This is a genomic window from Holophaga foetida DSM 6591 (assembly GCF_000242615.2).
Lineage (GTDB): Bacteria > Acidobacteriota > Holophagae > Holophagales > Holophagaceae > Holophaga > Holophaga foetida.
In genome coordinates, this window is the sequence record NZ_KI912268.1 from 1,763,750 (window position 1) to 1,788,215 (window position 24,466).

Annotated in this window: 19 protein-coding genes; 13 read left to right on the forward strand and 6 right to left on the reverse strand. The window is 64.6% G+C overall.

Annotated elements, in window-relative coordinates; translation table 11 throughout:
- The first annotated feature begins 19 nt into the window (after positions 1-19).
- Complete coding sequence (locus HOLFODRAFT_RS0207650; protein WP_005035459.1) at positions 20-3,142, forward strand: type I restriction endonuclease subunit R; 3,123 nt, start codon at positions 20-22, stop codon at positions 3,140-3,142.
- 1,097 nt (positions 3,143-4,239) lie between these two features.
- On the opposite strand, the gene HOLFODRAFT_RS0207660 is transcribed toward HOLFODRAFT_RS0207650, so the two are convergent.
- The 6 genes from HOLFODRAFT_RS0207660 to hpdB all read right to left on the reverse strand — a co-directional run bounded on the left by HOLFODRAFT_RS0207660 (position 4,240) and on the right by hpdB (position 11,671).
- Positions 4,240-5,277 (reverse strand): hypothetical protein, encoded by a 1,038-nt coding sequence (locus HOLFODRAFT_RS0207660; RefSeq protein WP_005035456.1) that lies wholly within the window; start codon positions 5,275-5,277, stop codon positions 4,240-4,242.
- A 326-nt stretch (positions 5,278-5,603) separates the two neighbouring features.
- Positions 5,604-5,747: a hypothetical protein gene (locus HOLFODRAFT_RS24810; RefSeq protein WP_158412934.1), complete on the reverse strand. Its 144-nt coding sequence runs from the start codon at positions 5,745-5,747 to the stop codon at positions 5,604-5,606.
- 301 nt (positions 5,748-6,048) lie between these two features.
- Entirely contained in the window at positions 6,049-7,164 is a 1,116-nt protein-coding gene (locus HOLFODRAFT_RS0207670) for a Fic family protein (RefSeq protein WP_005035453.1), read from the reverse strand.
- A 565-nt stretch (positions 7,165-7,729) separates the two neighbouring features.
- Complete coding sequence (gene hpdA / locus HOLFODRAFT_RS0207675) at positions 7,730-8,671, reverse strand: 4-hydroxyphenylacetate decarboxylase activase (RefSeq protein WP_005035452.1); 942 nt, start codon at positions 8,669-8,671, stop codon at positions 7,730-7,732.
- A 6-nt stretch (positions 8,672-8,677) separates the two neighbouring features.
- Positions 8,678-8,938 (reverse strand): 4-hydroxyphenylacetate decarboxylase small subunit, encoded by a 261-nt coding sequence (gene hpdC / locus HOLFODRAFT_RS0207680; protein WP_005035450.1) that lies wholly within the window; start codon positions 8,936-8,938, stop codon positions 8,678-8,680.
- A 39-nt stretch (positions 8,939-8,977) separates the two neighbouring features.
- The gene (gene hpdB, locus HOLFODRAFT_RS0207685) at positions 8,978-11,671 is read right to left on the reverse strand and encodes a 4-hydroxyphenylacetate decarboxylase large subunit (protein ID WP_005035449.1); all 2,694 of its coding nucleotides are present in this window, start codon (positions 11,669-11,671) and stop codon (positions 8,978-8,980) included.
- A gap of 221 nt (positions 11,672-11,892) precedes the next feature.
- Here hpdB and HOLFODRAFT_RS0207690 point away from each other — a divergent pair, with 221 nt between their 5' ends.
- The 12 genes from HOLFODRAFT_RS0207690 to HOLFODRAFT_RS0207745 all read left to right on the forward strand — a co-directional run bounded on the left by HOLFODRAFT_RS0207690 (position 11,893) and on the right by HOLFODRAFT_RS0207745 (position 24,461).
- Positions 11,893-12,789, forward strand: coding sequence for a LysR family transcriptional regulator (locus HOLFODRAFT_RS0207690; RefSeq protein WP_005035447.1), 897 nt, complete (start codon positions 11,893-11,895; stop codon positions 12,787-12,789).
- A gap of 124 nt (positions 12,790-12,913) precedes the next feature.
- Positions 12,914-15,496 carry a cation-translocating P-type ATPase gene (locus tag HOLFODRAFT_RS0207695; protein WP_005035445.1) on the forward strand — a complete coding sequence of 861 codons (2,583 nt, stop codon included), beginning with the start codon at positions 12,914-12,916 and terminating at the stop codon, positions 15,494-15,496.
- 33 nt (positions 15,497-15,529) lie between these two features.
- Positions 15,530-15,850, forward strand: coding sequence for a hypothetical protein (locus HOLFODRAFT_RS0207700; RefSeq protein WP_005035443.1), 321 nt, complete (start codon positions 15,530-15,532; stop codon positions 15,848-15,850).
- Entirely contained in the window at positions 15,847-16,803 is a 957-nt protein-coding gene (locus HOLFODRAFT_RS0207705) for a V-type ATPase subunit (protein ID WP_005035441.1), read from the forward strand. Before HOLFODRAFT_RS0207700 ends, HOLFODRAFT_RS0207705 begins: the two co-directional genes overlap by 4 nt.
- Positions 16,796-18,640, forward strand: coding sequence for a V-type ATP synthase subunit I (locus tag HOLFODRAFT_RS25505; RefSeq protein WP_005035438.1), 1,845 nt, complete (start codon positions 16,796-16,798; stop codon positions 18,638-18,640). The genes HOLFODRAFT_RS0207705 and HOLFODRAFT_RS25505 overlap by 8 nt, the downstream gene beginning before the upstream one ends.
- Complete coding sequence (locus HOLFODRAFT_RS20045; protein WP_005035436.1) at positions 18,637-18,957, forward strand: ATP synthase subunit C; 321 nt, start codon at positions 18,637-18,639, stop codon at positions 18,955-18,957. Before HOLFODRAFT_RS25505 ends, HOLFODRAFT_RS20045 begins: the two co-directional genes overlap by 4 nt.
- A gap of 7 nt (positions 18,958-18,964) precedes the next feature.
- Positions 18,965-19,282: a V-type ATP synthase subunit F gene (locus HOLFODRAFT_RS20050; RefSeq protein ID WP_005035434.1), complete on the forward strand. Its 318-nt coding sequence runs from the start codon at positions 18,965-18,967 to the stop codon at positions 19,280-19,282.
- A complete protein-coding gene (locus HOLFODRAFT_RS0207725) occupies positions 19,279-19,899 on the forward strand; it encodes a V-type ATP synthase subunit E (RefSeq protein WP_005035431.1) in 621 nt (206 codons plus the stop codon). The genes HOLFODRAFT_RS20050 and HOLFODRAFT_RS0207725 overlap by 4 nt, the downstream gene beginning before the upstream one ends.
- Positions 19,896-21,647: a V-type ATP synthase subunit A gene (locus HOLFODRAFT_RS0207730; RefSeq protein ID WP_005035429.1), complete on the forward strand. Its 1,752-nt coding sequence runs from the start codon at positions 19,896-19,898 to the stop codon at positions 21,645-21,647. Before HOLFODRAFT_RS0207725 ends, HOLFODRAFT_RS0207730 begins: the two co-directional genes overlap by 4 nt.
- 307 nt (positions 21,648-21,954) lie before the next feature.
- Positions 21,955-23,355 (forward strand): V-type ATP synthase subunit B, encoded by a 1,401-nt coding sequence (locus HOLFODRAFT_RS0207735; RefSeq protein WP_005035427.1) that lies wholly within the window; start codon positions 21,955-21,957, stop codon positions 23,353-23,355.
- On the forward strand, positions 23,352-23,954 hold the full coding sequence (locus HOLFODRAFT_RS20055) for a V-type ATP synthase subunit D (protein WP_005035425.1): 603 nt from the start codon (positions 23,352-23,354) through the stop codon (positions 23,952-23,954). Before HOLFODRAFT_RS0207735 ends, HOLFODRAFT_RS20055 begins: the two co-directional genes overlap by 4 nt.
- A 27-nt stretch (positions 23,955-23,981) precedes the next feature.
- Positions 23,982-24,461, forward strand: a complete 480-nt coding sequence (locus tag HOLFODRAFT_RS0207745) for a YaiI/YqxD family protein (RefSeq protein WP_005035423.1) — start codon at positions 23,982-23,984, stop codon at positions 24,459-24,461.
- The last annotated feature ends 5 nt before the right edge of the window (positions 24,462-24,466 follow it).

Consider the following 24,466-nt stretch of genomic DNA (forward strand, 5'->3'; position numbering starts at 1 on the left):
TTCACCGGAAGCCCAAGCCATGACCCCAGCCCCTCTGCACAAAGAGATCAGCTTCGAGAACGAGATCTGCGAGTACCTCGCGGCCAACGGCTGGCTCTACGCCCAGGGGGATGCCGCCCACTACGACCGCGCCCTGGCCCTCTTCCCCGCCGATCTGGTGGCCTGGATACAGGCCAGCCAGCCCCAGGCCTGGGAGAGCCTAGCCAAGAACCACGGCACCAAGGCCTCAGAGACCCTGTTGAAGCGTCTGCGGGATCAGATCGACCAGCGGGGCACCCTGGATGTGCTGCGCCACGGGATCGAGATCCTGGGCCTGAAGCAGCCCCTCAAGCTGGCGGAGTTCAAGCCCGCCCTGGCCATCAACCCGGACATCCTGGCCCGCTACGGGGCCAATCGGCTAAGGGTGGTGCGGCAGGTCCACTACAGCTTGCACAACGAGAACAGCATCGATCTGGTGCTCTTCCTCAACGGTCTCCCCATGGCCACGGTGGAGCTGAAGACCGACTTCACCCAGAGCATCGGGGATGCCATCGACCAGTACCGCTTCGACCGCAACCCCAAGACCAAGGGGCAGCCCGAGCCCCTGCTGAGCTTCCCCAACGGTGCCCTCGTTCACTTCGCCGTGAGCAACAGCGAGGTGGCCATGAGCACCCGCCTGGAAGGGCCCGAGACCCGCTTCCTCCCCTTCAACCAGGGGAACGACGGGGCCCAAGGCAACCCGCCCAACCCCAGCGGGCACCCCACGGCCTATCTCTGGGAGCAGGTCTGGGAGCGGGAGAGCTGGCTGGAGCTGCTGGGGCGCTACCTCATCGCCCAGCGGGACAAGAAGAAGCAGATCGCCCGGATCATCTTCCCGCGCTACCACCAGCTGGACGTGACCCGGAAGCTCCAGGCGGCGGTGCTGGCCGAGGGCGCGGGCGGGAAGTACCTGATCCAGCACTCCGCCGGATCGGGGAAGACCAATTCCATCGCCTGGACCGCCCACTTCCTGGCGGAGCTGCACGACGCCCAGCACCAGAAGCTCTTCGATTCCGTGTTGGTGGTCTCGGACCGCACCGTGATCGACACCCAACTCCAGGAGGCCCTCTTCGACTTCCAGCGCACCACCGGCGTGGTGGCCACCATCACGAACAAGGAAGGCAGCAAGAGCAGCAAGCTGGCGGAAGCCCTCTCCGGGGACAAGAAGATCGTGGTCTGCACCATCCAGACCTTCCCCTTCGCCCTGGAGGCGGTGCAGCAGCTGGCGGCCACCCAGGGGAAGCGCTTCGCGGTGATCGCGGACGAGGCCCACAGCTCCCAGAGCGGCGAGGCCGCCGCCAAGCTGAAGGCCGTACTGAGCGCCGAAGAGCTGGCCGATCTCAATGATGGCGGCGAGGTGGACACCGAAGACCTGCTGGCGGCCCAGATGGCGACCAAGGCCGCTGCCTCGGGCATCACCTTCGTGGCGTTCACCGCCACCCCGAAGACCAAGACCCTGGAGCTCTTCGGCAGGCGGCCCGACCCGGACCAGCCCGCTGGGGAAGGGAATCTCCCGGCCCCCTTCCATGTCTACTCCATGCGCCAGGCCATCGAAGAGGGCTTCATCCTGGATGTGCTGCAGAACTACACCACCTACAGCCTGGCCTTCAAGCTGGCCCATGAGAATCGGGAGTACGACGAGATCTCGGTGGAGCGCAGCGCGGCCCTGAAGAAGGTCATGGGCTGGGTGAAGCTGCACCCCTACAACATCTCCCAGAAGGTGCAGATCGTGGTGGAGCACTTCCGGGAGCATGTGGCCCCCCTGCTGGAGGGGAAGGCCAAAGCCATGGTGGTGGTGGGCAGCCGAGTGGAAGCGGTTCGCTGGAAGCTGGCCATCGATCACTACATCCAGGGTGCGGGCTACAAGATCGGAACCCTGGTGGCCTTCTCCGGGGGCGTGAAGGATGCGGCCTCGGGTCCGGACGAGTTCACGGAGAACGGCCCCGCCCTCAATCCCAACATCAAAGGGCGGGACATCCGGGAAGCCTTCAAGGGCGAGGACTACAAGCTCCTCCTGGTGGCGAACAAGTTCCAGACGGGCTTCGACCAGCCCCTGCTCTGCGGGATGTATGTGGATAAACGCTTGGCGGGCATCCAGGCGGTGCAGACGCTTTCACGCCTGAACCGGGCCCACCCGGGGAAGGACACCACCTACGTGCTGGACTTCGCCAACGACCACAAGGAGGTGCTGGAGGCCTTCAAGACCTACTACGCCACCGCCGAGCTTTCGGAGGCCACGGACCCCTATCTGGTGCTCAACCTCCGGGCCAAGCTGGATGCCGCTGGCTACTACGATGACTTCGAGGTGGACCGGGTGGTGAAGGTCGAGCTGGACCCCAAGGCCAAGCAGGGGGATCTGGTGGCGGCTCTGGAGCCGGTGCGGGACCGTCTGATGAAGCAGTACAAGGCCGCCATGGAAGCCCTGAAGACCGCCAAGGCCAAGCACGACGCCAAGGAGGAGGAAGCAGCCCAGAACGAGCTGAATGCCCTGCTGCTCTTCAGGACCGACATGGGGACCTATGTCCGGCTCTACACCTTCCTCTCGCAGATCTTCGACTACGGAAACACCGCCATCGAGAAGCGGGCCATCTTCTTCAAGCGCCTGCTCCCCCTGCTGGAGTTCGGGCGGGAACGGGAGGAGATCGACCTCTCCAAGGTGAAGCTGACCCACCACCATCTAAAAGACAAGGGCAAGCAGGCCATGGCCCTGAACGAGGGGGAAGCTCCCAAGCTGAACCCCATCACCGGGGCAGGCAGCGGGAGCGTCCAGGAAAAGGAGAAAGCCTACCTCTCAGCGATCATCGAGAAGGTGAACGACCTCTTCCAGGGCGAGCTGACCGAGCAGGACAAGCTGGTCTACGTGAACAACGTCATCAAGGGCAAGCTCATGGAGTCGGATACCCTGCGCCAGCAGGCCGCCAACAATACCAAGGAGCAGTTCGCCAACTCCCCGGACCTGACCAAGGAGCTGGTGAACGCCATCATCGAGTCCCTGGATGCCCACACCCTGATGAGCACCCAGGCCCTGAACTCGAAGCTGATCCAAGCGGGGCTGAAGGAGATCCTGGTGAACCATGCCGGGCTCTGGGAGAGCCTGCGGGAAGAGGCGGCCTGGGTGGAGTAGGGCTTCCTGCCCTCCCCTTGTAAAGGGATTGGGGGCCCAATGCAGGGGCGAGCCTTGGGGAGAGGTGCCGATGTGTTTCGACCCAATCCGACTCTCCATCCCAGATGCAGCAAGCCATCCTGTAAGCGTTCCGCTCAACCTGGGCGCAAGCAGTGCAGACGCTGCGCAGACCTCGCAGGGGCGCGTCAAGCCCGGCGCAGGAGCGCCCTCCGAAAGCTGGGCTCCTGCCTGGAGTGCGGGCTGGTCCTAAGCGATGAGGACCTGACAGCCGGACAGAGCCGATGCCCGACCTGCAGAGCTGCTTCCCATCGACGCTGGCAGGCCTGGAGGAAGAGGAATCCCTGGTACCAGGTTCCGGACTGGGTATGGCCCTGGCTGGCCTCCCAGCACACCAAGAATGAGGCAGTCGAGAGTCGAAGATAGGTGTTACGCGCTTCCCACTTAGTAATACCCAGACTCAGACCAATCTACCCCGGAGTTCATATACAAGCCGGGAGTGTAGCACCAGAAACGGCACACCTCTTGATGGCGAAAAGAGCGAAAAGAAGAGACCTCAATCCGTCAGGAGGTGCACCTGCTTTCCTTATACGGGGATGATCTATTCTCTTTGCTCCTCTACTATTTCTCTTCTCGTTCAACAAAACGGAGCATTGTTCAGCTTTGTTGAACATGTGTTCCTTTCTGTCGTCTTGAGCTCGCGGATTTCTTACCAGCCTCCGAGCGTTTGAGGCGGATGGAATCCAAGTCAGTCCGTACGTCCTCAATCAGCTGGCAATAGAGCCATTCGTCGTGACGGTAGAACCAGGGCAGTATCGCCGGAAGAAGCCTTTCCACGACCCCAACATCTTCGGCTAAATGATCCGCAAGATCCTTTGGAGCAGCAGGGACTTTTCCCTCAGTCCAACATGTGTCCATCAATGCCCTGAGAAATCCTTGGCACTCCCACGATAGTTTCTGCACCCGCCTGTCGGCCGCCCACCGCAACGGATACCAGCGGTACCAGGGAAGCGGCTCCAGGCGACGGGGTATATTCTGTCCTTCCTGTTGGCAATCCGTAGATGTACCCCGTTCCGGAACCTGAATGACGCCTTCGTTACTCATGGGCGGCCCCAAAGAAGCTCGATCACATCTTGGAGACCAAGATGAGCATGGCTGGAGTGAGCGCACCTGAAAGAGGGCCACTGCCCAGGTGTCTGGATGACCACGGCGCAATCATCATCGATCCCACCAGAGTGTTCGATGGCCCAGGGGCAGTGACACCGCCACTTCATCCCCGTAGCGTGGGGCTGAGGCAAGCCCACCCCGTAACCCCGGATGTCTAGGAGAGCGGCTAGGTCCAGGGCCTTGAAGTCCACTGGACGGCCTCCCACCTGGTAGCGATGCCACCAGTGTTCACCGGCCCCTAGGCGGGCCTTCCTGGTGGCCTTGATCCCCATTTGCCAGGCAGCCTCAGGAAGGGCGGGAACGCTCCGTGGCAAGTCCTTTATGGGTATGGCTAGGTGAACACCACGGGTCTGCCCTCGAACGATCGTGGACGAGTCAGGGACTCCTGGCAGAAAGTTGAGCCGAGCCACGTCACGGAGCACAGGAAGGTCAACCCCCCGCCGGATCGTATCGAAGCCAAGGGAAGTGATAGCCCGTTCGGTAGCTTGGCTCCAGCCAGTGGCCGGGACAGGATGGGCCAGCGGGATCACTACCCGGAACTTGGGCCAATCGGGCTTGGCGCTCCAGGTGGACCAGGTGCACGAAGCAACCCCGGCGGCGAGGAGGGCCTCCTGAATCTCATCAAAGGTCACTGGCTCGGGAATGCGATCCTTACGCAGCTTCGGGCGCTTGCTAGGCTCGCCGCTTATTGGGTCTGGCCAGAATTCCCCAGTCGGCACCTCCAAGCTGTTGTCCACGTCGAAGAGCAGCAACCCCAGCTCCAGGGCGTTGGCACGGGCGCGGGTGCCATGGAACCTGGTACCCGAGATGGCTGGGAGAGACTTCTTGGCCTCGTTACCGACAGCCCCGCCCGCAGGGGGGAAGGTCCGATTCAGGATCTCCACAAGCTGAGGCCAAGTTCCTTCCCAGGAGCGGGCATGGTTGTCGGTGGCATTTCTGAAAAAGGAGCAGTGGATGGTCGAGTCACTCATGGCAGCCCCTGTGCGGTCCAGATTCCCTCAGGCAAACCATCCAAAGCCAGCGCAACGGCGACAGCGGGACAGATTACGGGTACGGTCATTGCTTCCGCTCTCCATTGGCGGGGGAACCCCCGACCATTTCCCCCCGCAGAACCTGTGAACGGATCTCCCCGCTGGGGGACAGGGTCCAGGTTGCCGAGAGCAACAGACCACTCCGACGAAGCGCCTTGCCCAACTCCGTGAGCCTGCGCCGGGCGGTTGGCTCATCCCCAAACAGCCGTTGGCGGGCAGCTTCGGGACTCATGCCCTCAGCCAGCCTCGATCCGGGCGAGATTTACCTACCGCATGTTGTCGCTGGGCCCCTTCCCGCCCGGATTGCTCTCGGTGTTGCTGCCGGGGGAATCCACGGCTTTGGCCCAGGCTTGGCGCTGGTCCGCCCACAGAGGGAACCGTGAGATGGCCAGGAGCTTGTGGAAGTTCACGGACCGATAGCAGGTGGGTGTTCACGGGTAGGTTGGGTTGCTTGCTGTCGTTGTTGAGCTTCGCCATGGGGTCTCCAGCGGGACACGGCCCGCGGGTGCCAGGATGGGACGGGACGTCAGGGGGCAGGCGCCCCCTTCGCTCGGCGTAGCGCACATGGCGCGCAGGTTTTCGGCATCCCAGCCAGGCCGCTCTCCTGAACCGACACCCTGGTGCATAGGGCGAGACTGCACATGCCGGGACGTGGCGGGACGTCAGAGAACGTGAACCCAGACGCAGTTTGGAGCACCGGTTCAGAGGAGTTCAGTCCATCAGATCGTAACTGGTGCTCCGCCCTCCCGCCCCCGATCGCTTGAGCACACCATGGGCCAGCAATTCACTGATATCCCGAAGGGCAGTGTCGGAGGAGCATTTGGCAAGGCTCGCCCACTTGCTGGAAGTCAGCTTGCCTTCGAACCCATCCAGTAGCCGGTTGAGCATGGCGACCTGCCGGACATTCATGGCCACACCGGACCAGCGAGTCCAGAAGCGTGCTTTGGCCAGAACCTGGTCGAGAGTGCCCTGAGCAAGATCCACCGCCCGCTGGAGGGCCCCAAGGAACCAGGCCAGCCATTCGGTGACATCCAGCGGCCCACGCTGGGTCCGTTCCAGGATCTCGTAATAGGTCTTGCGCTCCCGCTGGATCTGAGCGGACAGGCTGTAGAATCGCTGCGGACTGCCGTCAGCCCGCGCCAATAGAAGGTCTCCCACGGCCCGGGCGATACGCCCGTTCCCATCTTCAAAGGGATGCAGGGTCACGAACCAGAGATGGGCAAGCCCGGCCTTGAGCAGGGGAGCATCACCGGAAGGGGTCTCCATCCACGCCAGAAAGCGTGCCATCTCCGCCTCCAGTCCATGGGCCGGAGGCGCCTCGAAGTGGACCCGCTGACGCCCCATCGCACCAGAAACCACCTGCATTGGACCGCCGGCATCATCCCGCCAAGCCCCGACCCTGACCCGGGCGAGGCCAGAATAGCCCGTGGGGAAAAGGGCCGCGTGCCAACCCAGCAACCGTTCCCGACTCACGGGCTCCTGGCATCGGGCGGTTGCATCCAACACCATCTCGACGACACCCTCTGTATGGCGATCCACCGGGGCCAGAGCACCGATTTCCACCCCCAATCGCCGAGCGATAGAGGAGCGCACTGAGGCAACGTTGAGCACCTCCCCCTCGATCTCACTCGTTCGAAGCACATCCTCCGTCAGGGCCGCCAGGCACGCCTGTCCCCGCAACTCCACCCCGATGTCCACCATGCGGCCCAACAGCATGCCCTGGGCCCGGCTGACATCGGCCAGGAGGCCCGCCAGGGTTCCCAAGTCGTAGCGCCAAACCGGCCAATCCGGATCCTGCCAGATGTAGTGATAATCGCCGCTCATCATGCGGAGATTGTATGTCCCATTCGCTTCATACGCAAGATATTGACCGCAAAGCACGCGGCGAATACGCACTCAATCGCCGCACCTCACTTTGTCTGCCCGCCCGTGAACGACTGCGCCCTGATTAATCCGGGTTGGCCCACCGATCAGAAGGAGCCTTGCATCCCATCATCCGATGGGGACACCGAGGCAGTCCGATGGATGTCCTGGGAAACCACCAGCCAGGTGATCAGCCGACTCTCCTGAACCGACACCCTGGTGCATAGGGCGATACTGCACATGTCGGGACGTGACGGGACGTCAGAGAACGTGAACCCAGACGCAGTTTGGGCCACCTTTTGAAAAGTGGCCCGGTGCTCACGGCGTCCCTCATCACAGCGATTTGTGCCTACTCAGTATGACCCGTGATTCCCAACATGATTCCCGTGGTTAGAACCCCTTCAGGGTCAGCCAGGGCAAGAACTGGAATCATGGGCGAGCAACAACTCGCCGGACACCTTGGTCTCAGAGGTCCGAATGATTCTGGAGCACCGCTGAGTGACACCCGAGCGCCCATCATCTGCCGTGATCAGAAGGGAGTGTTCTCTCCGATGTAGCAAGCGATGTTGTGCTTGAGATACAGCTGCTGGAGACGCTCCAGGGCCCCAGGGGCCACGTTCCCGCGACCGGAGGTATAGGCATAGTCCTTCCCCAGCTGGTTCCACTTCGTCTCCCCGAGGGGGTGGAACGTGAGGAGGTTGATCTCGTACAGCCCGTGGGTGTTCATGAAATCGATGACCTGCAGCGCATTGGCTTCGTCGTCATTGAAGCCACCGATGGTCGGCTGACGCAGGACAAGGCGCCCCCCCCAGTCGGAGGCCCTGAGCGCCGCGATGTTCGACAGGATCAGATCGTTCGCGACGCCTGTCCCTTCCCGGTGGCGATCCCTGTCCATGTGCTTGACATCAATGAACGCGAAGTCGACATAAGGCATTACCCCGAGAAAGATGTCGCGGCTCACGCATGCGCTCGTCTCGATGGCGGTGTGGATCTGCAACACACGACACCGTTCAAGCACCTCCAGCAGGAAGCCGTGCTGCACGAGGGGATCGCCCCCGGTGAAGGTGACGCCTCCATCGGGCCCCCAGTTGTTGAAGTCGCGCCGCAGGATGCTGACGAGTTCATCGACGGTGTAATCCTTGACGCACTGTTTGAGGACGCTGTTCGGACAGCTGGCAACACAGTCGAAGGTCCTGCAGTCTAGGCAGGTCTCCCGCGTGAGGCGATGCCTGCCGTCGCCATCGAAGCGGATCGAGCCGCTCGGGCACGCATCCCTGCATGCCCGGCAGCCCTTATCCCACTTGCACAAATTTTCCGCATACATCAAGTGCTTGCTGACGACCCAGCTTTCCGGATTGGCGCACCAGGCGCACTGGAGCGGACAGCCCGTCAGGAAAACGCTCGTCCTGCAGCCCGGCCCATCATGGACTGAGAAGCTCTGTATGTCGAAAAGATGCCCTTTCACAGCCATCTCAGCTCACTCAGCCCGATACCCGGAGCAGGTACAGGCGTTCATGGAGGCATAGGCCCAGTCCGCCTTCCCGAGGCCGCGGCAGGTGCCGATGCCATATTTGTCGGGCTCGACGAAGTGAACGCAGATGCCGCACTTTTCGGCGGGCGTGAAGCCCTTGCAGGCTTCACTGCCTTCGCCATCGATCTGGACCACCGCCTTGCACAGCGCGCAGATGCCCTTTTCGCAATCCAGGTTGATGTACTTCTTGCAATCAAAATGCTTCATACCAAAAATCTCCAGAGAAATCGGATAAGAGGAAGCTCATCAGGCGTCGTATTCGGTCCGGTAGATGACTTCGTCCTGGATGGGCTTGCCGATCTCGCACCAGTACTGGGTGAAGCCCGCCACACGGACCATCAGGTCCCGGTATGCTTCCGGCTTCGCCTGGGCCTGCCGCAACTCGTTCGAATCGACGATGTTGAACTGAACGTGGAAGCCGCCCTTCCGCATGTAGGCCCGGACGATGTCCAGCAGCTTCCGCGTGCCGTTGAGGCCCCGGATCGCCGTCGGGTGCAGCTTGAGGTTCATCTGCGCATTCTGGTGCATCGAGTGGTCGTAGACGGTCGCGGATTCGAAGATCGCGTAGATGCCGTTCTTGTCGCTACCGGCCGCCGCGGAGAGGGAACCGTCCGAATAGGTGGTGCCCGCCAGTCGCCCATCGGCCGTCGCCAGGGTCACGAAACCCTGGGGACCGTGGGTCGAGACGGAGATCTGGCACAGGTAGAGGGGCTTGCCATAGTAGGACTTGTAGTTCGGCAGCATCTCATACAGGTAGTAGTGGTAGTCCTTCAGGATGCTGTCGACATAGGCGTCGGCGTTGCCGTACTTGGGGGCGTTGACGCAGGCGGCGAAGATTTTCTCAAACTTCGGGCTGTCAGGCGTGCCGGTGCGCACATCCGGCGAGAAGACGCCAGTCTGGTAGGCCGTCTCGAAGCCGAAGTTATGGACCAGGGCATCCGCCATCTCTTCAAGGGAGAAGGTCTTCTCGTCGTAGACGTTCTTCTTGATGGACGCCAGGGAGTTGATGTAAGTGATCGTGCCGCAGGACTCGAAGTTGATGGTCGCGTTGTAGCGCGAACCCATCATGCCGATGTCCCGGCCCTTGGCGAAGCAGTCCGGCTTCAGCAGGGAATTGACGATCGGCGGGTTCTTCGTGCGCCAGATATCCATCTGGACGTTGTTGACCTTGTTGACGACATCGGTGGTGAGCTCGACGTATTTCTCCCACTGGTCGACCATCTCCTCGTAGGAGGCAAAGGTCCGGTTGTGGGCCGGATAGACCTGCTTGCCCGTTCGCTTGTCCTGGCCGTTCGTGAGCACCAGTTCCAGGACCTTGGGCAGGCCGATGAAGTGGACGCCCGTGCCGCAGGTGGGGGACGCGCCGCCGGGGATCATCGTCACCTTGCCGTTGTAGTGAAGCGGCAGGAAGCAGCCGGGGGCGGATTCCAGGCAGCCGCCGAGGCACCAGGCCCGAGCGTCGTGCAGGTCCATGCCTTCGGGGCCGTAATGGCGGAGCATGAAGTTCATGCCGGTCTGGTTGTTCATCCAGGCGGGATAGCCGAGGCCCAGCTTGGTGCAGGACGCGGCCTTCATCAGGAAGTCTTCCGGCGTCTTCTCGTCGTACAGGACGCTCAGGGTTGGCTGAGGCGTCTTGTTACGCATCCCCGCCTCGACGATCAGGTATTCCAGCGGGGTGACGGCGGTAAGGCCGTCGTAGCTCTGGCCGCCCAGGGACAGGTTGTTGAAGGTGTTGCCGGAAAGGACGCCGCCGGAGACACCGGCCGAGGCGAAGCACTCGATGCAGGAGATCTTGATCCGGTATAGCTCCAGCAGCTCGATGATCTGCTCGTCGTCCATGACGCCGTCGGCGATGTCCTTCTCGTAGTATGGCTGGAGGATCTGGCCGAGCCTGCCGATGGAGAGGCCCGACTGCGGATCCTCGTTGACGACACCCAGGTGGCAGCACAGCGTCATCTGGATGGCCTCCCAGAAACTGGCGGGCTTCTTGTGGGCGACGTTCGCCATGACTTCGGCGATCTTCTGGTAGTTGGCCCGGAGGGCGGCGTCCGTCTCGATGGAGGCCAGGTATCCCGCCTGCTTGGCGTAGTTCTCACACCACGCGGAGAGGCCCTGGGTGATCTCTTTCATGGCGACGTAATAGTAGCCGCGGCTCATGCCGAGGATGCCGTCATCACCGGCCTCGCCCATGACCTCAGCGATCTTCTCCTCGCACAGTTCGATGATCCGGTCGAAGCCGTATTCGAGGGGCATGTAGTAGTTGATGACCTCGCGCCCCTGGGGGATGGCCCAGGAATCGAACATGCAGATGACGGCGTCCATGATCCGCTGCTCCTGGTCGAAGCCAGGCGTAAGTGCGGCATACTTCGCGCTCAGGTCCTCGATGGAACAGCCATCCCAGGGCCTGGAGGTCTTCACCAGGACCGGGATCTCCTCCTTCCGCATGCCGAACTTCTTCGCAATGGAGATGACGCTGCCGTAGCTCTGGGTCACATTCCCGCCGCCGTTGCCGACCACGCTGACCGAATCCGCTTCGCTTTCGGCGGGGGCGTCCACCTCGTTCATCAGCGCTTCGGCCTGGGCGTTGAAAAAGCTCGCGCAGACCCAGGGGAACGGAAAGGCCCCGCGGACATTCTTCGTCTTGTTCATGACGAGCTTTTCGTAGGGCAGGATGGTCGGCGTGATGTGCGAGAGACAGGCGGCCATGGCCTTGGCGCGACGGACGATCGTCACATCCCCTTCGTTCTCCCACCATGTCCTGTTGTACCAGTACGGGACCTCCATGTCGGCCGTGGCCTTCAGGTTGTAGTAAACCTCCATGAGCCGCTGGGTGCTTTCCTTGGCTTCGGGGATCTTGTATTCCTGCGCATCGACGACATCGGCCAAAGGGATACCGCGGCGTTTCAAGACGTCTTCGAGGGAAATCACGTTCGAATTCATGCTCGCACCTCATCTATTGTGGAAAACCTGTACCTACATCCCCCCTGGTGGCGACAACAGCTACTGAGCCCCAGATTGGCCAACGGCTCTCGGGACCCCGCAGAGGTGCTGATGAGCCCCCTCGGATCACCCAAGATCATGGGAAGACCAAACTAGAACGTCCAACACCGTTTTATTGGCAAACCTATATCATTTTGATATGGTTTGCCCCAGGAGGAAGCATGGAGCTCCGGCACCTACGGTATTTCGTGGCCGTTGCAGAGACGGAGAACTACACGCAGGCAGCCCGCCAGCTGCGCATTGCCCAGCCTGCCCTCTCCCAGCGGATGAAGGATCTGGAGGCGGAACTGGGGCTCACCCTGTTCGTGCCCAAGGGGCGGGGCATCCGCCTCACACCAGCGGGGCGCTACTACTTGGCAGAAGTGCGTCAAATGCTGGAGCGCCTCGCGACTGCGAGCGATGCCGCACGGCAGATCCAGCGGGGAGAAGTGGGATCCCTCCGCTTGGCCACCTTGGAGACCCTCTCCCTCGTCGAGCCTCTCCCCAAACTTCTCCAGGAGCTGCGAACCCGCCACCCAGGCCTGCACCTCAAGCTGGTGGGGATGCACTATCAAGCCCAGAACGAAGCCCTGCGCAATGGGAGCATCGACGTGGGGATCGTCGACCACCACCCCACCCAGGACATGGAGGTTTCGGCACTGCCCATCCTGGATATCCCCATCCTCGCCATGCTTCCCGCGCAGCACCCCCTTGCAGACCGCCCGTCCCTGAAACTGGAGGACCTGGAAGGTCTGGATTTCATCTGGCCCGAGGCTGAAGCGAGCACCTCGTACTGGACGATCTTCCGGAAAGCCTTTGAAGGCCGGACCTGGAGGCCGAGGGTGGTGCAGGAGGCCAGCAGCTTCGCCACCACGGCAAGCCTGGTATCTGCAGGATTCGGCTGCGCACTTGGGATCGCGGTCCCGCCCAATACCATCCTGAAAGGCATTGTCCAGATCCCGATCGAGGACATCGATCTCCGGCTCAAAGTCCACCTTGTGTGGCGCCCGGACAATCCCTCCCCCGTCCTCCAACGCTTCCTGGAAGTCGCCATGGAGGTGATCAGAGATCATCCGTGAATCATTCCAACCTGTCGCCAACAAATCACGGCTGCGGCAAGATGCAGGAGACCTAGAAAGCCCGCTACCCTGTCTTCTCGTAGCGAACCAGCAAGCTCCTCCTATCCCCGGAAGGCAGGGCCCCATGGACTGGCATTCACTCAGGACAGAGCAGGTCATCGAAGCACTGCAGAGTTCGGCGGCGGGGCTTTCTGCGACGGAGGCCCAGAAGCGGCTGTTAACCTGGGGCCCGAACGAACTGAGCACAGGAAAGAAGCAGCACCCTTTCATGATGTTCCTTCTTCAGTTCACGGACTTCATGATCCTTGTGCTCATCGCCGCGGCCATCATCGCGGGCTTTCTCGGCGAGGCCATAGACGCCATCGCCATCATCGTCATCGTCCTTCTGAACGCCATTGTGGGATTCATCCAGGAATACCGGGCCGAGAAGGCCATGGAGGCGCTGAAGCAGATGGCGGCCCCCAGCGCCTCCGTCGTCCGGGAGGGCTCGGCGCGAGCCATCCCGGCATGTACCCTGGTCCCTGGCGACCTGGTCCTTCTCGAAGCCGGTGCAGTGGTTCCAGCCGACATGAGGATCATCGAGGCGGCCCTGCTGAAGGTCGAAGAGGCCGCTCTGACGGGCGAATCGGTCCCCGTGGACAAGGAGACGGCACCTCTCACGGAGCCCGGCCTCACCCTCGGCGACCTGAGGAACATGGCATTCAAGGGCACCACCGTCACCTATGGCCGGGCCAAGGGCATCGTGACCGGGACAGGCATGCACACCGAACTGGGGAAGATCGCCACGATGCTCCAGGAGGAGAAAGAGGAGAAGACCCCTCTCCAGAAGCGGCTGGCCTCCTTCGGGAAGAAGCTGGCCATCGCGGTGCTGGTGATATGCGCCGTGATCTTCGCATTCGGGCTCCTGCGCGGCGAGCAGCCCCTCCTGATGTTCCTGACGGCGGTATCCCTGGCGGTGGCCGCCATTCCCGAGGCTCTGCCTGCGGTCATCACCATATCCCTCTCCCTGGGCGCCAGCAGGATGGTGAAGAGCAAGGCCCTCATCCGGAAGCTCCCGGCAGTCGAAACCCTCGGATCGGTCACCTACATCTGCTCCGACAAGACCGGCACCCTGACGCTGAACAGGATGACGGTGGAGCACTGCTACAGTGACGGAGGATGGTCAGAACCGGCATCAGCCAACGAAAAGCTCCTCCTCGCCATGGCGATTTCGAACGATTCCAGGCTCTCCCCGGAAGGGGACATCCTGGGTGAGCCCACGGAGAACGCCCTCTGCCTCGCGGCCCTGAAGGGCGGTTTCGACAAGCGGGAACTCAGGCAGACCTACCCGCGCGTGGCGGAAATCCCTTTCGATTCCGCCAGGAAGTGCATGACCACCTTCCACAGCACTCCCGAGGGCAAGGTCATTTCCTTCACCAAGGGCGCCATCGACTCGATCCTGGCCAACGCGGGCAGCACCTCGAAGTCCGGCACCGACGAGTTGAACCGGGCGAACGAGCGGATGGCATCCCAGGGGATGCGCGTCCTCTGCCTGGCTTACAGGGAATGGGATCAGCTCCCCGAGGCGGTTTCGGCGGAGACCGTGGAGACGGGGCTCACCATCGCCGGATTGGTGGCCATGGTGGATCCTCCCAGGGAAGAAGTGAAGGCCGCGGTGGCCGAGGCCATCGGCGCGGGAATCGTCCCCGTCATGATCACAGGAGATCACCCGCTGACCGCCAGGGCCATCGCCCTGAGGCTGGGGATCCTGAAGGAGGGCGGCGAAGCCGTGATGACGGGCGCCATGCTGGCGAACCTCTCAGACGAGGCCCTTCTTCAGAAGGTTGAAAGGCTCCGGGTCTACGCCAGGGTCGCTCCGGAACAGAAGCTCAGGATCGTGAAAGCGCTCCAGCAGAGGGGACACTTCGCAGCCATGACGGGGGACGGGGTGAATGACGCCCCCGCCCTGAAGAAGGCGGATATCGGCATCGCCATGGGCATCACAGGCACCGATGTGACTAAGGAGGCCTCGGACCTGATCCTGCTGGACGACAACTTCGCCACGATCATCCGAGCCATCCGTGAGGGCCGGGTGATCTACGACAACATCCGCAAGTTCATCCGCTACCTTCTCACCACCAATTCCGGCGAGATCTGGACCCTCTTCCTGGCCCCCTTCCTGGGACTGCCCATCCCCCTCCTGCCCATCCACATCCTTTGGGTGAACCTGGTCACCGACAGCCTGCCCGCCCTGGCACTCTCCATGGAACCCGCTGAAGGCGATGTGATGAGGCGCAGACCCAGGGCTCCCCAGGAGTCCATCTTCAGCGGCGGGCTTGGCATCCACGCGGTCTGGGTCGGCCTGCTCATGGGTGCTGTGGTCCTGGGCACCCAGGCCTGGGCCATCCGAACGGGGCATGCGCACTGGCAGACCATGGTCTTCACCGTGATCTGCCTGACCCAGCTGGGGCATGTGATGGCCATCCGCTCGGAAAAGCTCTCCCTCTTCAGGATGGGCCTGTTTTCCAACCTCTATCTCCTGGGGGCGGTGCTCTTCGTGTTCGCGGCGCAGATGGCCACGGTGTATGTCCCCGAGCTGAACAGGATCTTCAAGACGGAACCCCTGACGCTGCCCGAACTGCTGCTGACCCTGGGCCTGTCGGCAGTGATCTTCATCGCGGTCGAGATCGAGAAAGGCTTCAAGCGAAGGAGGGCACAGCATCCTTGAACGACCTATATTGAGCCGGGGGAACCCATTGCCATGCGAGATACGATCCAGCGGGTGATGGCAGCGGAGGACGAAGCGACGCGTCTCCTGGAGGAGGCCCAGAAAGAGGCCGAGGCCTTCCTGGCGCAGTGCAGGCAGCGGGCGAGGGAAGTGGTCGAAGAAGGCCGCGCCGAGGCGCGCCGAGAGGCCGAGGCGATCCTGGGCAGGGCCGAGGAGGAAGCGCGCCGGGAGAGGGAGGAACGGATCCGCGCAGCCTCGGCCGAAATCGAGACATCGCTACAGCTGGACGAGACCCTGGCCGGACAGGCCGTCGATGCCATCGTCCGCTGCGTGTGCGCGCTGGGCCAGCCATGACGGGGTTGCCGGAGGATCTGGACTACCTGGCAGCCAGGATCCACGGGCGACACAGCCGGATCGCCGACGCGGAGCAGCTCGACACCCTCTGCCGCATCCGGAGCCTGGAGGAGCTAGCCGGCGCAGTCCTCACGGAAGGGCATATCCAGGACGTGTCCGGCTTCCAGCGACGGGTCGTGGAGGAGTGGCTAGAGGAGATGGAGGAGCTGACCCGAAGCCTCAGCCCTCCCCGGGCACGGATGCTGGAAGCCATCGCCAGGCGCCTCCAGGTGGAGGACCAGAAGCTGCTGCTCCGGGGACTGGCCGCCGGGCTCCAGCCGGAGGTCCTTATGCACCGCTTCCTGCGCCCCATGGAGCATCCGGCCACCAACCTGGAGGACTTTGCGATGCTGCTCCCGGAAGGCATGAGGAGCCTCCCGCTTCGGCCCTTCCGACTGGAGTGCGCCCTGGACCGGCAGTACCTCCAGGGACTTTTCGCGGCCCTTCGCGGGCTCGACGGGAGTGACCGGGCCGGGATCCGGCCCCTGATCCACCAGGAAGTGGACCACTTCCACCTCATGCTGGTGGTCCGCGGCCGTTTCTTCCATGGCCTGGAGGCGGAGGCCCTCCTGCCCTGGCACCTCGATGGGACGGGCATCACCCGCGATATCTTCAGCACCATGCTCTCGGCCCCCGATCTTCCCCGGGCGGCGTCCCGGGCCCTCCACCTGGCCCTGGACGCCCTTCCCTCCCAAGGCCTCGATCCGGCTCTCCTGGAAGCCCTCGCCGGGAGCCGCTTCCTCCGGCTGGCCCACCGAACCTTCCGCCGGGGCTCCATGGAGTTCAGCACCCTGGTGGGCTATGCGGCCCTCCGGCGGGTGGAGGTGGCCAGGCTCATCACGCTTTCGGAAGGAATCCGCCTGGGCGTTTCCAGTGATGCGCTCCGCGCGCGCATGGAGGTGGCCTGTGCATAACCCGGTCCCCATGGTGCGCCTCAGGGCCGTGCTCCTGGAGCGGGATGAGCGGGCGGCCCTCCAGGCCCTGGGGGAACTAGGCCTGCTCCACCTGATCCGGGGGCGGCCCGGCCCTGATACGGCCCCCTTGGACCCTCCGCCTGCCGATCCGGCAAGGGCCCCCTGGGACCGCCTTCTGGAGCGTGCGGAAGGCCTTCGCCTCGCCCTGGGGGTTCCCCCGCACCCACCGCTGTCCATGACGGACCCGGAGGAGAGCCTGAGCGCGATGGAGGCACGGGCCAAGGAGCTCCTTGATCGCCGGGAAGGACTGCGGCGGCACCACAAGGAAGCATCGGATCTCGCCCGACACCTTGGGGGTTACCTCGGCCTGGGCATTCCCCTGGATCGGATCGGGACGGGCTCCTTCCTGCAGCTCATGGTGGGAACCCTGCCGGAGGAAAGGCTGGAGGAAGTCCAGGAGCACCTGGGCGGTCAGGCCCTTCTCCTGGCGCAGCCCGCACAGGAGAGAAGGCTGCCCCTGGTGGCGCTCTGCGCGAGGGGTGAGTGGAGCAGGCTGGACCGCATCCTGCGGGAGGCGGGATTCCAGGAAGCCCCCCTTCCTCAGGGCGGAGCCGGTGGTCTGGATGACTTCATCCAGGGAATCCGCCAGACGGCCGATTCCGATGAAGCGGGGGTGACCCGCCTGGAAACCGAAATCGAGGCCTTCTCGGAAGAGATCGCCGGTCCCCTGGCGGGCCTGGAGGAGCGGATCCGGCTGGAACAGGGCCTCCTGGAGGCCGGGGAGCACTTCCCCCGCACGGCTTCGACCCTCCTCCTCCAGGGCTGGATTCCCGCCGCAGATGCGCCGCTCCTTGAGGAGCGCCTGAGGGCCGCCACCGGAGCCTGCTGCGCCCTGGAGATCAGGCCCCCGGGAGCCGAGGAGGAAGCCCAGGTTCCAGTGCTCCTACGCCCCTCCCCCCTGCTCCGCCCCTTCGAGAAGCTTGTGGGCAACTACGGGCTCCCCAGGTACCTGGAGCTATCCCCCACCCCCTTCGTGGCCATCAGTTACCTCCTGATGTTCGGGATGATGTTCGGGGATGTTGGACACGGGCTGGTCCTTGCCCTGGTTGGCCTGCTGGCCTGGCGGAAGTGGCCGGACGCGGGGCTTCTCCTCCTGGGGGGTGGACTGGCGAGCGCCCTCTCCGGCGCGGTCTACGGCAGCTGCTTCGGCCTCGCCCAATTCAAGCCTTTCGCCCTTTGGCACGATCCACTGGAGGGGGATCCGATCCACCTGATGAGCCTGGCGATCGGCCTCGGTGTCCTCATGATCAGCCTCGGCCTGGTACTGAACATCCTCAACCACTTCCGCCGCCGCGACGTGCCGGGGGCCCTCATGGGCCGCTTCGGGCTGGCGGGGCTCCTCTTCTACTGGGGCGCCCTTGGGCTCCTCCTCTGGCGGGGCCCCCTCCCCTCGGCCCTCCCGACCCTCCTGCTCATCCCCGTCCTGGCCTGGGTGCTGCACGCCCGCCACGGGGGCCTGACGGATGCCCTGGTGGAGGCCTTCGAGACCCTCCTGGTCTTCCTGGCCAACACCATCAGCTTTGTGCGCCTGGCGGCCTATGCCATGAGCCACGCGGCCCTGCTGGCGGCCACCCTCCTGATGGCGGACGCGGTAGGCCCTTCCTTCTCCTGGCTGGTCCTCCTTCTCGGCAACCTGGCGGCCATCCTCCTGGAGGGGGTCATCGCCTCGGTCCAGGCCCTGCGCCTCGAATACTACGAGTTCTTCGGCAAGTTCTTCTCCGGGGCGGGACGGCCCTTCGCGCCCTTCCGCCTGCCCATGAAAGAAGGTGAAGCATGAGCACTTGGATGAAACGCATCTCCATGGCCCCGCTCTTCCTGCTGACCACGGCGGCCATGGCCGAGGAGACCAGGTCCGCAGCCCAGGACCTGCCCTCGGCCTACCGGAGCGTCGGTCTGGGCCTGACGGCGGCCCTGACCATGGCGGTCTGCGTCCTGGGGGCGGCCTATGCCGTGGCGAGGATCGGCGCAGCGGCCATGGGGGCAGCGGCGGAAAAGCCCGAACTCCTCACCCGCAGCCTCCTTTTCGTGGCCCTCGCCGAGGGGCTGGCGGTGCTGGGCTTTGCCATCTCCATGATGATCCTCCAGAAGATCTGAGGTCCCCGTGCCCTTCTACTGCATCGCCGACGAGGACACGGTCCGGGGCTTCCGCCTGGCGGGGGTTCCGGGCCCGCTGGTCTCCAGCCCCGAGGAGGGAGCCAAGGCCCTCGCCTGGGCCCTGGCCCACCCCGATTGCGAAGTCCTGATCCTCACCGAGGAGGTGGCCGCCAGCCTGGGCCCCCAGCTGGAGGCCTTCCGCCTGGAACACGAGCGCCCCCTTCTGGTGGAGATCCCGGGTCCCGCCGGCCCCCGGACCGGGGACGAGGGCCTGCGTCGGCTCGTGCAGAGCGCCGTGGGCACCAGCCTGGAGGGCATGCCATGACCAGGCTTCCGGAACCGGACCCCTCCGGGAAACTCTGCGAGGAGATCCTGACGGAGGGGCGTCGCCGGGCCGACGAGATCTGCGAAGAGGCCCGGAGGGAAGGCGGGGCGCTCCTGGCCACAGCCCAGGCCGAGGCGCAGAACCTGCGGGAGGACAGCCAGGAGACCGCCACCCGGGAGGCCAGCCGCAGGCGGGAGAGGCTCCTGGCGGGTTCCCCCATCGAGATCGCCCGGGTGCGGGCGGCCCGGATCGAAGCCCTGCTCGAACCCTTACGGGAAAAGGCTCTGCGGGAACTGGCGGCCCGGCGATTCGACTACCGAAAGGCCCTGGCCACCCTGGCGGCGGAGGCCCTCCAAGGCATGGGCGGTGATGCATTCACGCTGAGCCTGGCCCCTGAAGACATGCATCTGGGCAAGGAGATCCTGGACCGCATCCGGCGGCCCGGGCTGAGCCTTAACCTCACAGAGGACGCCACCATCACCGGGGGCGGCTTGATCCTGCGGGACGCGGAGGGCCGTCAGGTCTGGGACAACCGCCTCCCCGAACGCCTGGGCCGCCTCTGGCCTCAGCTCCGGATCCCCGTGGCCCGGGGCATCGGCTTCCTGGGGGCCCCATGAAGGCCCCCCAGGTCACCCGCATCTGCGGGCCCGTGGTGAACGCCTCGGGCATGGCAGGGGCCCGGATGTACGAGGTGGTGCGGGTGGGGGAACTGGGTCTGGTGGGGGAGGTGGTGAAGCTCCTGGGGGACAGCGCCACCCTCCAGGTCTACGAGGACACCACCATGCTCAAGCCCGGAGCCCCGGTGATCCTCACGGGGGAGCCCCTCTCGGTCTGGCTGGGGCCCGGCCTCATCGGGAGCATCTTCGATGGGATCCAGCGCCCCCTTCCCGCCATCCAAGCCCAGAGCGGTGCCTGGATCCGCCGGGGCGAGAAGGTGGATCCCCTGGATCTCCAGCGCCGATGGGACTTCGAGCCCCTGGTACAGCCCGGCCAGGAGCTCCTTCCAGGGCAGGCCATCGGCCAGGTGATGGAGACGTCCCTGGTGCGCCATCCCATCCTGGTGCCCCCCGGCGTGGCGGGCCGGGTGAAGAGCGTCGTAGGGGCGGGCGAGTATGCCATGAGGGATCCCCTTGCAGTCATCGAGACGTCCCAGGGGCCCAGGGAGCTGGGGATGCTGCAGTTCTGGCCCGTGCGGAGCCCCAGGCCCATCCGGGAGCGGCTGCGGATCACGGAACCCCTGCTTACGGGACAGCGGGTCATCGACACCTTCTTCCCCCTGGGCAAGGGCGGCTGCGCGGCGGTCCCCGGGGGCTTCGGCACGGGCAAGACCGTCATCCAGCACCAGCTGGCCAAGTGGTCCGACGCCGACATCATCGTCTTCATCGGATGCGGGGAGCGCGGCAACGAGATGACCGAAGTGCTGCGGGAGTTCCCGGAGCTCAAGGATCCCCGCTCCGGCCGCTCCCTCATGGAGCGCACCATCCTCATCGCCAACACCTCCAATATGCCCGTGGCGGCTCGGGAGGTCTCCATCTACACAGGCATCACCCTGGCCGAGTATTACCGTGACATGGGGCTGGACGTGGCGGTCTTCGCGGATTCCACGAGCCGCTGGGCCGAGGCCCTGCGGGAGCTGGCGGCGCGCCTGGAGGAGATGCCCGCCGAGGAGGGCTTCCCGGCCTCCCTGCCCACGCGGCTGGCCCAGTTCTATGAGCGGGGCGGCGCCGTGAGCACCCTGGGCGGAAAGCGTGGCTCCGTGAGCATCGTGGGGGCCGTGAGTCCACCGGGGGGCGACTTCTCCGAGCCCGTGACCCAGCACACCCGGCGCTTCATCCGCTGCTTCTGGGCCCTGGACGAGGACTTGGCCAACGCCCGGCACTACCCATCCATCCACTGGCTCCATTCCTATTCCGACTACGTGGAGGACGTGAGCCCCAGCTGGGAGAAGCTGGCGCCGGACTGGGGCGAGCTGCGCACCGAGGCCCTGACCCTCCTTCAACGGGAGGAGCGGCTTCAGCAGATCGTCAAGCTGGTGGGGCCGGATGTCCTGCCCGAAAGCCAGCGCTTCATCCTCCTCACCGCCGAACTCCTCAAGGACGGCTTCCTCACCCAGAGTGCCTACGACGAAGCGGACATGAGCTGCTCGCCCGAGCGCCAGGTGGCCCTGCTGCGGATCATCCTGGACTTCCACCGCCGGGGCGAGGAACGGATCCAGAAGGGAGTGCCCCTGGCCTCGCTGAAAGCCCTCCCCAGCCTCCCCCGGATCCTGCGCGCCAAGTCGGACCTGGGCCCGGAAGCGCTCGCCCAGCTGGAGCAGCGGCTGCGGGAAGAACTGGATGGGCTTGGCGCGGGGGGTCCACCATGAACAGCAAAAGAAGAATCAGCCGCGGATGGACGCAGATAAACGCGGATAGAAAACGGCTGCCGTTCGCACTAGCGCTTGGGCCAGGTTCCGGGAGGGCCGGATGGCCGGAGGCACGCAAGCGTGCCGTAGCCATCCGGCCCTCCCGGAACGCGGGTGGCTCCGCCGCCCGCCCCCGCGGAGCGGGGCAGGCCCGAGCGCCGCTCGTGTGGATGACATCCTTTCCATCCGCGTCCATCCCATTCATCCGCGGCCAATCGGCTTTTCTTTGGCGCCTCGGTGGTGGAAGCCTTTTCCTGAGCGAACTCCCATGACCGGCTTCGAACTGACTGCGCGAGATCGCGGTCTCCAGTACATCGGCGCCTCCCGCATCGAGGGCCCCCTGGTCATCGTCGATCGGGTGCGGGACGTGGGCTTCGATGAGACGGTGGAAATCCTCGACGCCGATGGCCAGCCGCGCATGGGGCGGGTGTTGGACATCTCCGAGAATCAGGCCGTGGTGCAGGTCCTGGAGGGCAGCTCGGGCCTCTCCACCCAGACCCTGCGGACCCGCTTCCTGGGGGAGAGCTTCCGCCTGGGGGTCGACCGGAGGATGCTGGGGCGGGTCTTCGACGGCCTGGGGCGCCCTGTGGACGGAGGCGCCGCCCCCCTGGCCACCGATCGCCGGGACGTGAACGGGCTGCCCATCAACCCCTTCGCCCGGGCCTACCCCCGGGAGTTCATCCAGACCGGGATCTCGGCCATCGACGGCATGAACGCCCTGGTCCGGGGCCAGAAGCTGCCGATCTTCTCCGGGAACGGCCTGCCCCACGACCGGGTCTCGGCCCAGATCGTCCGCCAGGCGCGGCTCCTGGAGCAGGAGGTGGACTTCGCCATCGTCTTCGCCGCCATGGGCGTCAAGCATGATATCGCCCAGTTCTTCATCCGGGATTTCGAGGAATCCGGAGCCCTGGCCCGGGTCTGCCTCTTCCTCTCCCTGGCGGACGCCCCCAGCGTCGAGCGCCTGCTCACCCCGAGAGCCGCCCTGACCCTGGCGGAGCATCTGGCCTTCGACTGCGGCCAGCACGTGCTGGTGGTGCTCACGGACATGACCAACTACTGCGAGAGCCTCCGCGAGGTGGGCACCGCCCGGGGCGAAATCCCCGGCCGCAAGGGCTACCCCGGCTACCTCTACTCGGATCTGGCGAGCCTCTATGAGCGCGCCGGTCGCATCGAGGGCTGCCCGGGCTCCATCACCCAGACCGCCATCCTCACCATGCCCGCCGACGACATCAGCCATCCCGTGCCGGACCTCACGGGCTACATCACCGAGGGGCAGATCGTGCTGGACCGGGAGCTCTACCAGCGGGGCATCTACCCGCCCATCGCCGGTCTGCCGAGCCTTTCTCGCCTCATGAAGGACGGCGTGGGCAAGGGCTACACCCGGGAGGACCACCCCGCCCTGGCCAGCCAGCTCTTCGCCTGCTACGCCTACGTCAAGCGGGTGCGAGGGCTGGCGGATGTCATCGGGGAGGACGACCTGGGCGAGCTGGACAGGCTCTACCTGAAGTTCGGCGAAGCCTTCGAGTTCCGCTTCCTCAAGCAGGGTGAACGCGAGAACCGCCCTCTGGAAACCACCCTGGACCTGGGCTGGGAGGTGCTCTCCATGCTCCCCCGGGAGGAGCTGCACCGCGTGAGCGATGCCCTGCTGGAAAGGCACTACCGACCATGACCCAGCTCAAGGTCACCCCCACCAAGTCGAATCTCCTCAAGCTGCGGAAGCAGCTGGCCTTCGCCCTGGAGGGCTTCGAACTCCTGGAGCAGAAGCGCCAGATCCTCACCCTGGAGCTGGTTGCCCGCCTGGAGCGGCTGCGGGAAGCCGAGCGGAAGGCCAACGAGGCCCTGGGTCGAGCCCACGACTCGCTGCGCGAGGCCACCCTGGATTCGGGTTCCGAGGCCCTGGATCGGGTGGCCCTGGGGGTTCCCGTGAGCCATGAGATCGCCCTCTCCGAGGAGCGCCTGATGGGCCTCCGGCTGCCCAAAGTCAGGGTCCAGATCGCCCCCCCCAGGGTCAGCTTCGGATTCACGGGCAGCTCCCCCAATGCCGACCTGGCCCAGCGCCGCTTCGCGGAGCTGCTGCCCCTCCTGGCGGAGCTGGCGGGGCTCCAGAACGCCATCCTGCGCCTGGCGAAGGAGCTCCGGAAGACCCAGCGGCGCTGCAACGCCCTGACGAAGATCTTCATCCCCGACTGCCGGGAATCCATCCACTACATCACCGGAGCCCTGGAGGAACGGGAGCGGGAGTCCTTCATGGACCGGAAGCTGCGATGATCGAGGAGCCGAGATGAAAGGAACTGCGTGATCCAGATCTATGTCGATGCCGATGCCTGCCCCGTCAAGGAAGAGGTCTTCCGGGTGGCGAAACGGCACGGGCTGACAGTTCATGTGGTGGCCAACAGCCGGATCAACCTTCCCCGGGATCCCCTCTTCAAGCTCATGGTGGTCAGCGGCCGCTTCGACGCCGCCGACGACTGGATCGTGGAGCAGGCTGGAGCCACGGATATCGCCATCACCTCGGATATTCCCCTGGCCTCCCGCTGCCTGAAGAAGGGTTCGCGGGTCCTGGACCCCAAGGGCCGCGTCTTCACCGACGACTCCATCGGGGATGCCCTGGCCAGCCGCGAACTGAGCGCCTTCCTGCGGGACATGGGCGAAATGGGGGGCGGCCCCAAGCCCTATTCCCCCAGGGACCGCTCCCAGTTCCTGAATACCCTGGAGAACCAGATCCAGGCCCTCCTCAAGACCGAGCGACTCAAGCCCGGATCGGCCCAACCCTGAAGGGA